Below are 15,073 nucleotides of genomic sequence, written 5' to 3' on the forward strand. Positions count from 1 at the left end.
TATAAACTACAAAAAACGAAGTATGAGGAGGAGATTTTATGCAGCAGCTTCAAGCGTTGATATTCCCGTTAGCTTTACTTGCATTTTTCTATTTTTTCCTGATAAAGCCTCAGCAAAAGCGCCAAAAAGAGATTACAATGCTCAGGGAAAACCTGAGGATAGGTGACCTGGTGGTGACAATTGGCGGCATAGAGGGAACTATAGTCCAGGTGAGAGAGGATTCGGTAGTCCTCGAGATTGAGCCTGACGGACTCAAGCTTACATTTGAAAGATGGGCTATAGGAAAGCTAAAGGAAGTCAAATCAGACACGGAAGTTGAATAATAGCGAAATTGTGCTATAATCTTATATGTATCAAATATGTATCAAAATTTTTGGGAGGTAATACTCATGAAACAAAAACACATAAAAACTCTTTCTGGAGCAAACCTGAAAAAGAGCGCATCTAAGGGCGGATGCGGAGAATGCCAGACTTCATGCCAGTCAGCATGCAAAACTTCATGCACAGTAGGAAATCAGAGCTGCGAGAAGTAAATCAAGAAAAAATGCCGGTCCGATAAGCGCGGACTATAAAACCAGCGAGAAATAGCACGACTTATATGTTGTGCTATTTTTTCGCCTTTATTGAGCATTTGACTATTGAAATCAAATCTGATAGTATAAATTTGTTTCTTAAAAAAGCTGTTTTAAATATCATGGAGGGGTTTTAATGCAATTAGTGCACAAGTTTAGTCTCAAGGGAGTCAACGTTGCGCTTGATGTCAATAGCGGGGCGGTTCATGTAGTAGACAATATAGTATATGAGGTGCTTGATTACTTTGGCGAAAAAAGCATCGAGCAGATAATAGATATATTAGGTGAAAAATACGCTTCGGAGGATATTGTCCAGGCCTACGGGGAGATAGACGAGCTCAAGGAGCAGGGTCTGCTTTACAGCCAGGACACCTATGAGCATAATGAAACGTTTGTAAACAGAAAGCCTGTTGTTAAAGCCATGTGTCTGAATGTTGCGCATGATTGCAATCTAAAATGCGTCTACTGCTTTGCATCGCAGGGCGACTTCGGCGGAGAGCGAAAGCTAATGCCGCTTGAGGTGGGCAAGAAGGCACTTGAATATCTTGTTGCCAATTCAGGCAGCCGAAGAAATCTGGAGGTGGACTTCTTCGGCGGGGAACCGCTTATGAACTGGGATGTAGTCAAAGCTCTAGTGGCATACGGCAACGAAATAGCAGAGCCTAAAGACAAGAATTTCAGATTCACCATAACTACAAATGGCATTCTGCTGGACGATGAAAAGATAGATTTCATCAACAAGTACATGAAAAACGTAGTGCTCAGCCTTGACGGCAGAAAAGATATCAATGACAACATGAGGATTACTTGGAACGACAAGGGCAGCTATGATACCATAGTCCCAAAGTTCAAAAAGCTAGTCGAGAGCAGGGGCGAAAAGGAATATTTCATAAGGGGAACATTCACAAGGCATAACCTTGACTTTGCAAAGGACGTAGAACATTTTGCAAGCGAGGGCTTCAACATAACATCCATGGAGCCTGCGGTAGACGAGAAGATGAGCGATTTTGCTCTCACGGAAGAGGATCTGCCCAGGATATTCGAGGAATATGAAAATCTTGTAGATTTCTACATCGACAAGAAGCTTGAAAACGAAAAATTCACATTTTTCCACTTCAGCATAGACCTCAGCCAGGGGCCGTGTGTCATAAAAAGGCTTACAGGGTGCGGAGCCGGATCTGAGTATATCTGCGTAACACCTGAGGGCGACATATACCCTTGCCACCAGTTTGTAGGAAATGAAAAATTCAAAATGGGAAGCATACTTGATTCGGACGTCAAGCTGGATCGGGATTTGCAGCTTAAATTCCAGAACGCCCACGTATATGCAAAAGAAGCATGCAGGGAGTGCTGGGCGAAGTTCTACTGTTCAGGAGGCTGTCATGCGAATGCTTACAATTTCAACGGTGATATACTAAAGCCTTATTCAATGGCGTGCGAGATGCTCAAAAAGAGAGTCGAATGCGCAATAGCCATAAAGGCTAAGCAAATGCTTGGAGGTGAGGCTGATGATCAGACCGCTTGATGGATATTCCCCGGATATTCCAAAGAGCTGTTTTGTAGCCCATTCTGCTGATGTAATAGGCAGGGTCAGCATGGGAGAAAACACAAACATATGGTACAACTGCGTTCTAAGGGGCGATATCGAAGAGATAATGATCGGTGAAAACACTAACGTGCAGGATGGCACAGTGATTCACATAGGCATGGAGACAAAAACCATCATAGGCGATTATGTGACAATAGGGCATAGAGCCATACTCCACGGCTGCAAGATAGGAAACTACAGCCTCATAGGCATGGGAAGCATAGTGCTCGATGGAGCACAGATTGGCGACTACAGCATAATCGGAGCAGGAAGTCTTGTTCCTCCCCAAAAGAAGATACCCTCAGGAGTTCTGGCATTTGGGAATCCAATAAAGATAGTAAGGGAGCTCACAGAGGAAGAAAAACGTTCACTTGAAAATTCTGCCGTAGATTACGTAGCTTTTGCAGAAAAACATAAATAGACTAGGGGGAGGAAAATGAAAAACAGAGGAATTGCCGGATTTTTAGCTTTGGTAGTAATAATAGCGTTTGGAGTATATACGGCTCTGAGCGGATTCAGCGCCGGAGGTATTAATATAGCGCCGCTGGGCAATCAGGTAAAACAGGGACTCGACCTTAAAGGCGGAGTATATGTTGTGTATGAGGCCCAGACAGACGCCAAGGGAGAAGAACTCAAGAAGATAATAGACCAGACAATAGAAGTCTTCAGAAGGCGTATAGATACACTTGGCCTTACGGAGCCTGTGATAGTAAAAGAAGGCGAAAAGAGAATCAGGATAGAGCTTCCGGGAGTTAAGAATGCAAACGACGCACTTGAGATGATAGGCAAGACAGCCCAGCTTAAGTTTGCGCTTCAGGACGGAACTGTAATAGTCACAGGAAAGAATGTCAAAAAATCAGAGGTTGTAATTGACCAGCAGAGCAAGGAGCCGCTTGTTGCCCTTGAATTCGACGCTGAAGGTGCAAAGGCCTTTGCTGATGCAACCGAGCAACTTGCCCCTACACAGTCACCAATATTCATAGTGCTTGACAATGAAGTAATATCAAGCCCTGTCGTTAACGAGAAGATACCTAACGGACAAGCTACAATAACAGGCAATTTCACGGTGGAGAGTGCCTCGGAGCTGGCAAACCTCATACGTGCAGGAGCGCTGCCTGTTGACTTTAAGGAGATACAGACCTCTACGATAACCGCAACACTAGGTGAAAATGCCCTCAAGATGAGCCTTTTAGGTGCAAAGGTCGGCATAGCCATACTTATAGTGTATATGATGGCCTTCTATAAACTGCCAGGACTAGTTGCAGCCGTAGCGCTTGCTGCATACGGACTCATTGTAGGCTATTCTTTTGTCGGAATGAATGCCACACTGACTCTTCCAGGAATAGCGGCACTGATTCTTTCGATGGGAATGGCTGTAGATGCCAACGTAATAATATTCGAGAGAATAAAAGAGGAAATAGGAAAAGGCAAATCGCTAAGAGTGGCTATAGATGCGGGATTTTCAAGGGCTATGACGACAATAATAGACAGCAACGTCACCACATTTATAGCGGGAGTCGTGCTTTACAATTTCGGAACCGGCCCTATAAAGGGATTTGCAGTAATGCTAATGCTTGGTATTGTAGCTTCTATGTTTACTGCTGTTGTAGTATCTAAGCTTCTGCTCAAAACACTGGCCAATGCAGGATTTCTAAAAAACAACAAACTGTTCGGGGCTTAGGGGGATAAACGATGAAAATTATCGAGAAAAAGAAAATCTGGTTTGGAGCCTCTGCAGCGTTTATCGTGGCAGGTCTCATAGCGGCTCTATTGTTTGGCTTTAATTACGGGATTGATTTCACCGGTGGAACTGTAATGGAAATGAATCTGCACAAGAATGTTTCTATTGCAGAGATAAAGGAGATGTCGAAGGAAATCGACAGCAACATCACCATAAACAAGCTGGGTGCAGATAAGACTGTTGTGCAGCTCAAAACTATAAAGGATATGGACAGCCAAAAAATTAACGGCTTTTTTGAAACGTTCAAGGCAAAATATAATCTTGAAGACACAGATCTACTCAAGGCCGAGCAGATAGGCCCTTCGGTGGGCAACGAGATAAAGAACAAGGCTATGCTGGCGGTGTTTGTTTCAACTATATTCATGCTCATATATATAAGCTTCAGATTCGAGCTTTCTTATGGGGTGGCAGCAATAGTATCGCTTGTGCACGATGTGCTTTTCATGCTGGCCTTCTATGCGCTGTTTAGAATCCCGCTAAACAGCACGTTCATAGCAGCAATACTCACTGTTGTGGGATATTCTATAAACGATACGATAGTAGTATTCGACAGAATAAGGGAAAACATAGGCAATTACAAAAAGAGCGAATACGCAACCCTTGCCAATGACAGCATTAAGCAGACATTAATAAGGACAATGAACACTTCTCTTACAACAATAGTGACAATATCCGCGCTCTACATCTTCGGGGTTGACGCGATAAAGGAGTTCACGCTTCCGCTTATAGCAGGCATAATGGTGGGAACATACTCGTCGATATTCATAGCAAGCCCCGTTTGGGTGAGTTTCAAACAAAAACAAAAGTTTTCATAAGTGCCAAAAGGGCAATATATAATATAATATATTGTCCTTTTTTGATATCGCTTTAAATATGGCAATTAATAATTTGCGAGGAGTGTGAATTTTGAGCATGCTATACATGAGGCCAAAGAACCTTAGAAGATACAGGCAGATACTCCATGTGCTTATGAAATACGGATTTACATACCTCGTGGAAAAAATGAACATAGACGACTACATATACAGATCCCCGGGCGGCATGAGCGACGAGATAAAAAACATGACTCATGAGGAGCGCATCAAAAGCGCCATTGTGGAGCTCGGGCCAACATTCATAAAGCTAGGCCAGATACTCAGCACCAGAGGCGACTTGCTTGATGATGCAATAATCGAGCAACTTTCGAAGCTCCAGGACGATGTCGAAGCATTTAGTTTTGAAAAGGTCGGGGAGATATTCTATAATGAGATGGGAATTACCATAGAGGAGGCCTTCCTTGAATTCGAGAAAAGCCCAATGGCAGCTGCATCAATAGGCCAGGTTCACAGGGCAAGGACAAGGAAAGGCAAGCGTGTAATAGTAAAAGTGCAAAGGCCCGGCATAGAAGCGGTCATATCCTCCGATACAGACATACTCTATTTTGTGGCTAAGCTGCTTCAGGAGCGCATAGACAAAAAAAGTGCTACAAATTATATGGAAATTGTTGACGAATTCAGTGCCAGCATAAAAAGGGAGATGGATTACAATTTTGAGGCCAGAAATTGCGAAAAATTCGCCCAGATCCACAAGAACGACGAGGATATCTACATACCAAGGGTGTACTGGGAGTTCACATCAAAAAAGGTGCTTGCGCTCGAGATGGTTGAAGGAGTCAAGATAAGCGATGTAGATGAGATAAAGAGAAGGGGCTGGGACTGCAAAACTGCAGCATTTATAGAAGCAAAGGCTTTTATGAAGCAGGTATTTAGTTACGGATTTTTCCACGCCGACCTGCACCCTGGGAATGTGTTTGTGCTCGACAAGGGCACGATAGCGTTTGTGGATTTTGGGATAGTAGGCGTAATAGACAAGGACACAAAGAAGCTAATAAATCAGATTTTTTCATCAATCAACGACAACAATGTAGACGGCATTGTCGACTGTTTGGTTCAGCTGGATGCTGTCGACCCTGATTCTAATATCAGAAAGCTCAAGGAGGACCTTAGCTTCTACATCTACTACTACTACAATACTCCGCTTGAGAGAATAAGCATAACAGAGCTTATAAGGGAATTCCTCTACTTTGCACGAAAAAACAGAGTAGCGCTGCCTACAGGCTTCACCATGCTTGCAAAGACAATAGTGACGCTTGAAGGCACGGGGAAAAAGCTTTATCCGGAATTTTCAATATCGATGCTGATGGATGAATTCTTAAGACAAAGCTACATGGACATAGAAAGGTACAGGGAATCAGCCAGAGAAACAAGGTATTACATCGAGTCAATACTAAGGGACGTAAAAAGCATCCCGGAACAGATAAGGTGGATGCTGAACCGAATACGGAAGAACAATATTAGGATTTCTGTAGAGGAGATAAGGTTTTCTCTGCTCGAAAGGGAAATCTCAAAAATGACAAACAGGCTTTCAGCGAGCCTTATAATATCAGCTATAATAGTGGGCTCCTCGATTGTAATTGTATCGGGAAAAGGGCCGGACATCAAAGGATATCCTGCCATTGGGCTTTTGGGATATTCAATTGCTACAATCATGGGATTCTTTCTTGTGTTTTCCATGCTTTTTTCAAGGAACAGGAACAAATAGTCTAAATAAGGAAATGGATGTGATCTTTTTTGGCGAAATGGATGCTGAAAAGAAGCTCTTGCGACATTGAAAAGCTCTCCAGCAGGATGAAATGCAGCAAGGTAATACTGGAAATACTGGCAAACAGGGGTTTTAAGACTGAAGCTGAAATCGAAAGATTCATAAATACCACAACAGACGACCTCTATAGCCCTGGCCTGTTTAAGGATATGGCAAAGGGCGTCCAGTTGGCAAAAGAGGCCATACAAAGGGGCGAAAAAATCACAGTCTATGGAGATTATGATGTCGACGGGGTTATGAGTAGCTATATATTCTACAGGGCGCTTTCAACATGTGGAGCAAACGTGAGCTGTTACATACCTCACAGGGAGCTTGAAGGCTACGGCATGAACAACGAATCGATATACAGGCTCAAAAGCGAAGGCACGGAGCTTATAATAACATGCGACAACGGCATAGCGTCAATAGAGCCCGTGGAGCTTGCAAGAAGCCTTGGCATGAATGTGGTAGTGACAGACCACCACGAGGTGGCGCATGAGGTCGATGAGAGCGGGGAAAAGCATGTCTGTCTGCCCAATGCAAATGCAATAATAAATCCCAAGCAGCCGGATTGCAACTATCCATTCAAGCTGCTCTGTGCAGGAGCCATAGCGTACAAGTTTGCGCTCGCACTCTACAAGGAATTTGGACTCGACGAAAAAGAAGCCCTCGAGTTTATGGAATATGCAGCAATAGCTACAATATGCGACGTTGTAGATCTTGTAGGCGAAAACAGAATAATAGCAAAACACGGCCTGGAAATGCTCAGAAGCACAAAGAACAAGGGCCTAAATGCGCTCATAGAAAGGGCGGGCCTTGTTAAAACAAATGTTGGCACTTATCACGTGGGATTTGTAATAGGGCCATGCATAAACGCTTCAGGCAGGCTTGAGAGTGCAACTGTTGCACTTGAGCTGCTGCTTTGTCAGGACCAGGACGAGGCAAGAGCTCTGGCCGAGAGGCTAGTAGCACTCAATGAAGAAAGAAAGCAGCTTACTGAAAAAGGCGTTGAAAGAGTAGCAGGGATAATAGAAAGCACCCGGGGCAGAGATGACAGGGTGATAATTGCATACGACGAGCAGCTCCACGAAAGCATTGCGGGGATAGTGGCCGGAAGGATAAAGGAGGCCTACAACATGCCTGCAATAGTGCTTACAAACGGCAAAGACATGGTAAAGGGCTCTGCAAGGTCGATTGAAAAGTACAACATGTTCGAAAAGCTCTCTGAATGCAGCGGGCTGATTGAAAGATTCGGAGGCCACCCCATGGCGGCCGGACTTTCCATAAAACGCGAAAACATAGAAAAACTGAGAATAAAGCTAAACGAGCTGTGCGGACTTACTCTTGACGACATTGAACCCATAATAAGAATAGACAAGCACCTGTCCATTGAAGAGGTGTCATTCGAGCTTTTCGAAAATATAAGACTGCTCGAGCCTTTCGGCAAGGGAAATCCGACACCCATATTTGCAGAAAAAAACATTAGGGTCGTGGGAGCAAGACTTCTTGGCAAAAGCTGCAACGTGCTGAAGCTCACATGCATGAGGCGAGGCTGCTTGGAAAAAATCGATGCCATTTGCTTTGGTGGAGCCAAGAAGTTTGAAGAACTTATAAGGCAAAAATTCGGAGATGTTGTGTACGATGACATCATCAAAAAGGGCACCTGCAGCCTGGATATGGATTTTGTATATACCATAGGAGTTAATGAATATATGGGCAGAAAAAACCTCCAGTTGCTCCTTAAAGATTTCAGATAGACTATTATTGCAATTGTGAAAACAGAGTGAGTTGCAAAATGTTGATTAAATTATTATGAAAAGATATAATAGTATTATTATCTGTTTTTAAGTAATGTAAAATAATGACATTCGAGTCATGCTTTTCTAAATACAGCTTCAAACATGGGAGGACAAGCACTAATGGATTTGAAGGAGGCAATAAGAGAGGTAGAGGGTTTTCCGAAGGAAGGGATAAATTTCAAGGACATAACTCCCCTTCTAAAGGACGGGAAGGCTTTCAGGAATGCTATAGATGCAATTGTTAACAATATAAAGAACAAGGACATAGACATAGTTGTTGGCCCCGAGGCGAGAGGTTTTCTGCTTGGAGCGCCTGTGGCGTATGCTATAGGAGCCGGTTTTGTACCGGTAAGAAAGCCGGGCAAGCTTCCTTGGGAGACGGAGTCCTACGACTATGATCTTGAGTATGGGGAAGACAGCCTTGAAATACACAAGGACGCCATACATCCGGGGACCAAGGTGGCTATAGTTGACGATCTTTTGGCTACTGGCGGAACTACAAAGGCAGTCATAGAGCTTATTGAAAAGCTCGGCGGAGAGGTCGTGGCCGTCGAGTATCTGATAGAGCTTGAATTCCTGAATGCCAGGGAGTTGCTGAAAGGATACGCTGTAGATTCCGTGATTAAATACAACGACTGATAAATTATTTTAGTAATTTGGATAGGGTGATTCTTATGTTGGAAAATCTGTTGCTAAGCATAGAACAATATAGTCCCGAAAGCAATCTGGAGCTCATTATAAAAGCATACAACCTTGCTGAAAGTGCGCACGTGGGACAATATAGAAAATCTGGAGAAAAGTATTTTATACATCCTGTGAGCGTGGCAAAAATACTTGTCGAGCTTCAGCTCGACACAGTAACTGTAGCTGCCGGCCTTTTGCACGACGTAATAGAGGATACAAAATATACTTATGAAGATTTGAGCAATATCTTCGGGCAGGAAATAGCCGACCTTGTGGACGGGGTTACAAAACTCGGAAAGATTGAATACAAATCTAAAGAAGAGACCCAGGCTGAAAATATCAGAAAGATGTTTATTGCCATGGCGAAAGACATAAGGGTCGTGCTCATAAAGCTTGCAGACAGACTTCACAACATGAGAACGCTAAACTACATGTCTGAAAGCAAGGCGCAGGAAAAGGCGAGAGAGACAATTGAGATATATGCGCCAATAGCAAACAGGCTTGGTATGTCAAAGATAAAATTCGAGCTAGAGGATACTGCCCTCAGATATCTCGATCCGGAAGGCTACTATGAGCTTGTAGATAAGGTAGCCAAGAAGAAAAAGGAAAGAGAAGAATATATACATCAGGTCATAGAAATGCTCAGGGAGCACATAGACGAGCTTGATGTTGACTTTGAGATAAGCGGCAGGGCTAAGCATTTCTACAGCATATACAGGAAGATGCACTACCAGGGCAAGAATTTCGAACAGATATACGACCTAACCGGAGTGAGGGTAATAGTCAACAGCATTAAGGACTGCTACGCTGTTCTTGGTGTTGTCCACACCATATGGAAGCCGCTCCCAGGCCGTTTCAAGGACTACATTGCAATGCCAAAGCCGAACATGTACCAGTCGCTGCACACTTCGGTTGTAGGGCTTGACGGAGGTCCGCTCGAGATCCAAATAAGGACATTCGAGATGAACAAAACCGCTGAACTCGGTATAGCTGCTCACTGGAAGTACAAGGAAGGCAAGTCCGGAGCAGATAAGAGCGACCTTGACAAGAAGCTTTCCTGGCTTCGTCAGATGATGGAGCTGCAGGATGACCTCAACGATCCGAGGGAGTTCATGGAAGCTCTCAAGATAGACCTGTTCACAAATCAGGTGTTTGTATTTTCACCAAAAGGAGACGTCATAGAACTTCCAGCAGGCTCAACACCGATTGACTTTGCATACAAAGTCCATACCGACGTGGGCAATAGGTGCATAGGAGCCAAGGTTGACGGGAGAATGGTTCCGCTCGATTACAAGCTCAAAAACGGAAACATAGTGCACGTAGTTACTTCGGGACACAGCACGGGACCAAGCAGGGACTGGCTTAATGTAGCCAAGAGCACGCAGGCAAAGAATAAAATAAGGCAATGGTTCAGGAAGGCCAACAGGACCGAGAACATAGAAAAAGGCAAGGAGCTGTTTGATCGTGAGCTCAAAAGAAACGGTATTACACAGACAGAGGGGCTAAAGCACAAATATGTGGCTTCAGTCATGAAAAAGTTCAACTACGCCAATGAAGATGAGATGTACGCAGCTGTAGGCTATGGAGGCATAACGCCGGCTCAGATAATTGGCAAGCTGAAAATAGAGATGGAAAAGGATTCTGTAAAGGACGAGAGCAAAAGAGACAGTGAGATTCTTGAGCGTATGCAGGAAAAGCAAGAAAAGGAAAGAGAGCAACAGCCAAGGGAAAAAGGAAGAGGCCAGGGAGTCATAGTAAAGGGAGTAGGCAATATACTTGTGAGATTTGCAAAGTGCTGCAATCCGCTTCCAGGCGATGATATAGTGGGCTTTATAACGAAAGGCCGCGGAGTATCTATACACAGGAGTGACTGCTCCAGCATAGACCTCTCAGACCCGGAGATCAGCGGCAGGTTGCTTGAGGTTAGGTGGGATCTTGAGAAGGCGGCTTCTTTTGAGGCTGAGATAAAAGTCAAGGGAGTAGACAGGCAGGGAATCATATCTGAGATAACGCAGATGCTGGCTGCTGAAAAGATATCGCTCAACGGCATAAATGCGAGGACGACAAAGGATGGAATGCTAAACATGACCATACATCTTCCTATAGAAAATAAGGAACAGTTAAAGAATGTAATGAACAAGATTAAGAATCTCTCTGGAGTGCTTGACGTATTCAGGGTAGAAAACTAAGCAAATAAACAATAAACATTACAGTATAAGGAGCCTTGATATGAGAGCTGTAGTTCAAAGGGTAACAAAATCGAGTGTAAAAGTTGAAGATGAGATTATTGGCAGCGTAGGCAAGGGGCTTATGGTGTTGCTTGGAGTCACGCATGACGACACCGAGGACGATGTCAAATACCTGGCGGAAAAGATATCGAATCTGAGAATATTCGAGGACGAAAACGAGAAGATGAACCTTTCGCTGCTTGATGTAAAAGGCGAGCTGCTTGCGGTTTCCCAGTTTACACTGTACGGGGACTGCAGAAAGGGAAGAAGGCCCAATTTCACTGACGCGGCAAAGCCGGACATCGCAAACAGTCTGTATGAGATTTTTGTAAAGGAATTGGAGGGGATGGGGATACACGTGGAGACCGGAAGCTTCGGCGCTCACATGATGGTCGACATCCTCAATGACGGACCAGTTACAATGCTGCTTGATTCAAAGAGAAGCTTTTAAGGAGGATATGCCTTATGTTTATAGAAATAGTGCCAGCTGGTATATATGCTGTTAACTGCTATATAATTGCGGACGATAACAAGGCAGGCGCTGTCATAGACCCGGGCGGCAGCGCAGACAGGATAATGAAAATAATTGACGAAAACGGCATCGACTTAAAATATATAATAGCAACTCACGGCCATGGAGACCACATAGGCGCCGTAGACGAGCTAAGAGCCAGGACAGGAGCTAAATTCATAGCCCACGAGCTCGAAAAGGAAATGCTAAACGACAAGGAAAAAAACCTGACTGCCTGCATGGGAGTGGAGCATGTGGAAATCGAAGCCGATGAATATGTAAGAGAAGGCGACATAATAAAGGTAGGAGATTTAAGTCTTGAAATAATCCATACGCCAGGACATACGCCGGGCGGAATGTGCATAAGAACCGGCGAATATCTTTTTACGGGGGACACTCTGTTTGCTCTCTCGGTAGGCAGGTCAGACCTTTTCGGAGGGGACTACGGCAAGCTTAAAGAATCCCTCAAAAAACTAAAGGGCATGGATGACCATCTCAAAGTGCTTCCCGGACACGGAAGCGCCAGCACGCTGAAGAATGAGAAAAAAAGAAATTCATACATGAATGAGGTTTAGACTATGCTTCAAGTGATTTTAGATAAAAGTGAATTTGAATACGAGGTTGGCGAGCTGATAAAGCTTTTTGAAACGGATTTTGCTTTTTCAGGCGGGCTGCCTGAATCCGGTGATGTGCTGAGGCTGGAGTTCTTCGAGGATAAAGAGTTCATGGGCTGCAAGGCCAGCTATATTCAAAACGCAGTGATTCAGCAGAGCCACACAGAAAAAATTGAGCTGACAGACACTATTGACTCTCGGATGTTAAAAAGGGAGTCAAAAATTTTGACCAAAAGATGCATATACGAGCTCCTCTCAAGAGTACATGGAACAAAGCCGCCTTGGGGGGTGCTTACAGGGATTAGACCCACCAAGATAGTTCAGGAGCTGCTCGACCATGACATGGGGGAAGAGGACATAAATCTCGAGCTGGAGAATAAGTACAAGCTTTCGGCTGAGAAGGCCAGTATGGCCACGGCAATCGCCATTACGGAGAGAAAATACATATATCCTCCTGATGAGAGCAAGATAGCACTTTACGTGAGTATACCATTTTGCCCTACAAGATGCATATATTGCTCTTTCCCTTCAAATACGCTCAAGCAGTGGGGACACCTCAAGGCTGAGTATGTAAAGACGCTGATTTACGAGATAGAGCAGACCGCCAAAATGGTAAGCAGGTGGGGCAAGACACTCGAAAGCGTATACATAGGAGGCGGCACGCCAACGACGCTCAGCGCGGCCGAGCTAAAGGAGCTTATCACATCCATAAGAGACAGCTTTGATTTTTCAGGCGTCAAGGAGTTCACCGTCGAAGCCGGAAGGGTAGACACAATCGACGAGGAGAAGCTGACAACTCTTAGGGATTTGGACATCGACAGAATAAGCATAAACCCGCAGACCATGAACGATGCTACTCTAAAGCGCATAGGAAGGAACCATACGTCGGCAGACGTGGAAGCCGCCTTCAAAATGGCCAGAGGCATGGGCTTTGCCAATATAAACATGGACATAATACTCGGGCTTCCGGGTGAGCAGCCGAGCGATGTGGAGGCCACGCTAAAGCGAATAGCAGAGCTTTCACCGGAGAGCCTCACCGTCCACACTATGGCCATAAAAAGGGCGTCTAATCTCAGGAGTGAGGTTGGCGAGCACAGCCTTGCGGACTATGAAGAGATGGAGAAGATGGTCGATATTTCAGCCACGTATGCCAAGAACATGGGGCTGGTACCGTACTATATGTACAGGCAGAAGTATATGCTGGGAAACCTTGAAAACATAGGTTATGCACGGCCCGGTTGCGAATGCATATACAACATGAACATAATGGAGGAACAGCAGTCCATTATGGCCGTTGGGGCCGGAGGGATATCAAAGCTGGTCTACCACGATGAAAACAGGCTCGAAAGAGTCCCAAACGTCAAGGATATACAGCACTATATTGCAAGAATAGACGAAATGATAAAAAGAAAAGAAGAGGAGGTTTTCAAGAATGCTAACACAGGCGCCAAGAGGCACTAAGGACGTTCTTCCGGAGGAATCGCGCAAATGGGTTTACCTTGAGAACATGTTCAGGGATGTGTGCGAGGTATTTGGATACAAAGAAATAAGGACACCAGTTTTTGAACATACAGAGCTTTTCAAGCGAAGCATAGGAGAGACTACCGACATAGTCAACAAGGAGATGTACACTTTCGAGGACAACGGCGGAAGAAGCATAACGCTAAAGCCCGAGGGAACAGCCCCGGTAGTCAGGTCGTTCGTTGAGAATAAGCTTTATGCGGACACTCAGCCGACAAAGCTTTTTTATATAACGCCTTGCTTCAGGTATGAAAAACCGCAGGCAGGCAGGCTCAGGGAATTCCACCAGTTCGGAGTGGAGGCCTTTGGAACCTCGTCGCCAACGATAGATGCAGAGGTAATAGCCCTGGCGTCTGAATTCTTCGGAAGGCTGGGACTTCAAAAGCTGGTAACAAGAATAAATTCAGTAGGCTGCCCAAGCTGCAGGAAGCATTACAACGAGGTGCTGAGAAGCTACCTTGACAGCAAAAAGGAAGGCCTTTGCCACACATGCATAGAAAGATCCGAGAAGAACCCTATGAGGGTTATAGACTGTAAAAACGAGGGCTGTCAGAGCATAATAAAGGACATACCTTTGATGATTGATTATATATGTGACGAATGCAAGGAACACTTCGACAAGCTCAAGCTTTCGCTCGAGAACATGGAGATACCTTATGAAGTGGATCCAAGGATAGTAAGGGGACTTGACTACTATACAAAGACGGCATTCGAGATAATATCTGAAGACATAGGAGCCCAAAGCACAGTGTGCGGCGGAGGCAGGTACGACAAGCTTGCGGAGGAGATAGGCGGCCCTAATACTCCGGGAATAGGCTTTGGAATGGGAATAGAGAGACTGCTGCTTACGATAGAAAACAATGGAATTGCTCTTCCACTGACAGAGGGTATAGACATTTTCATAGTGGCGATAGGTGAAAAGGCTGAGCTTGAAAGCTTAAAGATACTTTCGCAGCTCAGAAAGAAAGGAATATCTGCAGACAAGGACCATATGCAGCGAAGCGTGAAGGCCCAGTTCAAATATTCCAACAAGCAAAATGCCAGGTATACGATAGTGCTTGGAGACGATGAACTTGAAAACGACTCGGTGACACTTAAGGATATGAGCAATTCGGAGCAGACACAAATAAAGCTTAGCAGTCTTATAGACGAGCTAAGGAGCAGACTGTAGTAATATTTGAAGGAGGTATTTTCTA

The 15,073-nt window shown here is 44.6% G+C and carries 14 protein-coding genes; all 14 read left to right on the forward strand.

Features of this window, described 5'->3' with window-relative positions; genetic code table 11:
• Positions 1-38 precede the first annotated feature (38 nt).
• Positions 39-323, forward strand: a complete 285-nt coding sequence (yajC, locus tag EAL2_RS04835) for a preprotein translocase subunit YajC (RefSeq protein ID WP_025435279.1) — start codon at positions 39-41, stop codon at positions 321-323.
• A 66-nt stretch (positions 324-389) separates the two neighbouring features.
• A complete protein-coding gene (scfA, locus tag EAL2_RS15030) occupies positions 390-533 on the forward strand; it encodes a six-cysteine ranthipeptide SCIFF (protein ID WP_070810843.1) in 144 nt (47 codons plus the stop codon).
• Positions 534-708: 175 nt separating this feature from the next.
• Positions 709-2,097, forward strand: coding sequence for a thioether cross-link-forming SCIFF peptide maturase (gene scfB / locus EAL2_RS04840; protein ID WP_025435280.1), 1,389 nt, complete (start codon positions 709-711; stop codon positions 2,095-2,097).
• Positions 2,081-2,581 (forward strand): gamma carbonic anhydrase family protein, encoded by a 501-nt coding sequence (locus EAL2_RS04845; RefSeq protein ID WP_025435281.1) that lies wholly within the window; start codon positions 2,081-2,083, stop codon positions 2,579-2,581. Before scfB ends, EAL2_RS04845 begins: the two co-directional genes overlap by 17 nt.
• Before the next feature lie 15 nt (positions 2,582-2,596).
• Positions 2,597-3,841, forward strand: a complete 1,245-nt coding sequence (secD, locus tag EAL2_RS15700) for a protein translocase subunit SecD (protein ID WP_025435282.1) — start codon at positions 2,597-2,599, stop codon at positions 3,839-3,841.
• Positions 3,842-3,852: 11 nt separating this feature from the next.
• Positions 3,853-4,716 (forward strand): protein translocase subunit SecF, encoded by an 864-nt coding sequence (gene secF, locus EAL2_RS15705; RefSeq protein ID WP_025435283.1) that lies wholly within the window; start codon positions 3,853-3,855, stop codon positions 4,714-4,716.
• Positions 4,717-4,813: 97 nt separating this feature from the next.
• On the forward strand, positions 4,814-6,481 hold the full coding sequence (locus EAL2_RS04860) for an ABC1 kinase family protein (RefSeq protein ID WP_038602385.1): 1,668 nt from the start codon (positions 4,814-4,816) through the stop codon (positions 6,479-6,481).
• A gap of 29 nt (positions 6,482-6,510) precedes the next feature.
• Entirely contained in the window at positions 6,511-8,277 is a 1,767-nt protein-coding gene (recJ, locus tag EAL2_RS04865) for a single-stranded-DNA-specific exonuclease RecJ (RefSeq protein WP_025435285.1), read from the forward strand.
• Between the two features lie 162 nt (positions 8,278-8,439).
• A complete protein-coding gene (locus EAL2_RS04870; RefSeq protein ID WP_025435286.1) occupies positions 8,440-8,958 on the forward strand; it encodes an adenine phosphoribosyltransferase in 519 nt (172 codons plus the stop codon).
• Between the two features lie 35 nt (positions 8,959-8,993).
• Positions 8,994-11,192 carry a RelA/SpoT family protein gene (locus tag EAL2_RS04875; protein ID WP_025435287.1) on the forward strand — a complete coding sequence of 733 codons (2,199 nt, stop codon included), beginning with the start codon at positions 8,994-8,996 and terminating at the stop codon, positions 11,190-11,192.
• Positions 11,193-11,232: 40 nt separating this feature from the next.
• Positions 11,233-11,682: a D-aminoacyl-tRNA deacylase gene (gene dtd, locus EAL2_RS04880; protein WP_025435288.1), complete on the forward strand. Its 450-nt coding sequence runs from the start codon at positions 11,233-11,235 to the stop codon at positions 11,680-11,682.
• Positions 11,683-11,696: 14 nt separating this feature from the next.
• The gene (locus EAL2_RS04885) at positions 11,697-12,317 is read left to right on the forward strand and encodes an MBL fold metallo-hydrolase (RefSeq protein ID WP_025435289.1); all 621 of its coding nucleotides are present in this window, start codon (positions 11,697-11,699) and stop codon (positions 12,315-12,317) included.
• 3 nt (positions 12,318-12,320) lie between these two features.
• Positions 12,321-13,817, forward strand: a complete 1,497-nt coding sequence (hemZ, locus tag EAL2_RS04890; RefSeq protein WP_025435290.1) for a coproporphyrinogen dehydrogenase HemZ — start codon at positions 12,321-12,323, stop codon at positions 13,815-13,817.
• The gene (gene hisS, locus EAL2_RS04895) at positions 13,789-15,048 is read left to right on the forward strand and encodes a histidine--tRNA ligase (RefSeq protein ID WP_025435291.1); all 1,260 of its coding nucleotides are present in this window, start codon (positions 13,789-13,791) and stop codon (positions 15,046-15,048) included. Before hemZ ends, hisS begins: the two co-directional genes overlap by 29 nt.
• Positions 15,049-15,073: the final 25 nt, after the last annotated feature.

This window comes from Peptoclostridium acidaminophilum DSM 3953, assembly GCF_000597865.1.
Lineage (GTDB): Bacteria > Bacillota > Clostridia > Peptostreptococcales > Peptostreptococcaceae > Peptoclostridium_A > Peptoclostridium_A acidaminophilum.

What these genes read in the sequence shown, in the direction of transcription:
- EAL2_RS04845 (WP_025435281.1), top strand. Translation starts at nt 2,081, where the DNA reads ATGATCAGACCGCTTGATGGATATTCCCCGGATATTCCAAAGAGCTGT.
- secD (WP_025435282.1), top strand. Translation starts at nt 2,597, where the DNA reads ATGAAAAACAGAGGAATTGCCGGATTTTTAGCTTTGGTAGTAATAATA.
- scfA (WP_070810843.1), top strand. Translation starts at nt 390, where the DNA reads ATGAAACAAAAACACATAAAAACTCTTTCTGGAGCAAACCTGAAAAAG.
- EAL2_RS04875 (WP_025435287.1), top strand. Translation starts at nt 8,994, where the DNA reads ATGTTGGAAAATCTGTTGCTAAGCATAGAACAATATAGTCCCGAAAGC.
- yajC (WP_025435279.1), top strand. Translation starts at nt 39, where the DNA reads ATGCAGCAGCTTCAAGCGTTGATATTCCCGTTAGCTTTACTTGCATTT.
- secF (WP_025435283.1), top strand. Translation starts at nt 3,853, where the DNA reads ATGAAAATTATCGAGAAAAAGAAAATCTGGTTTGGAGCCTCTGCAGCG.
- dtd (WP_025435288.1), top strand. Translation starts at nt 11,233, where the DNA reads ATGAGAGCTGTAGTTCAAAGGGTAACAAAATCGAGTGTAAAAGTTGAA.
- scfB (WP_025435280.1), top strand. Translation starts at nt 709, where the DNA reads ATGCAATTAGTGCACAAGTTTAGTCTCAAGGGAGTCAACGTTGCGCTT.
- hemZ (WP_025435290.1), top strand. Translation starts at nt 12,321, where the DNA reads ATGCTTCAAGTGATTTTAGATAAAAGTGAATTTGAATACGAGGTTGGC.
- EAL2_RS04860 (WP_038602385.1), top strand. Translation starts at nt 4,814, where the DNA reads ATGCTATACATGAGGCCAAAGAACCTTAGAAGATACAGGCAGATACTC.
- EAL2_RS04885 (WP_025435289.1), top strand. Translation starts at nt 11,697, where the DNA reads ATGTTTATAGAAATAGTGCCAGCTGGTATATATGCTGTTAACTGCTAT.
- hisS (WP_025435291.1), top strand. Translation starts at nt 13,789, where the DNA reads ATGCTAACACAGGCGCCAAGAGGCACTAAGGACGTTCTTCCGGAGGAA.
- EAL2_RS04870 (WP_025435286.1), top strand. Translation starts at nt 8,440, where the DNA reads ATGGATTTGAAGGAGGCAATAAGAGAGGTAGAGGGTTTTCCGAAGGAA.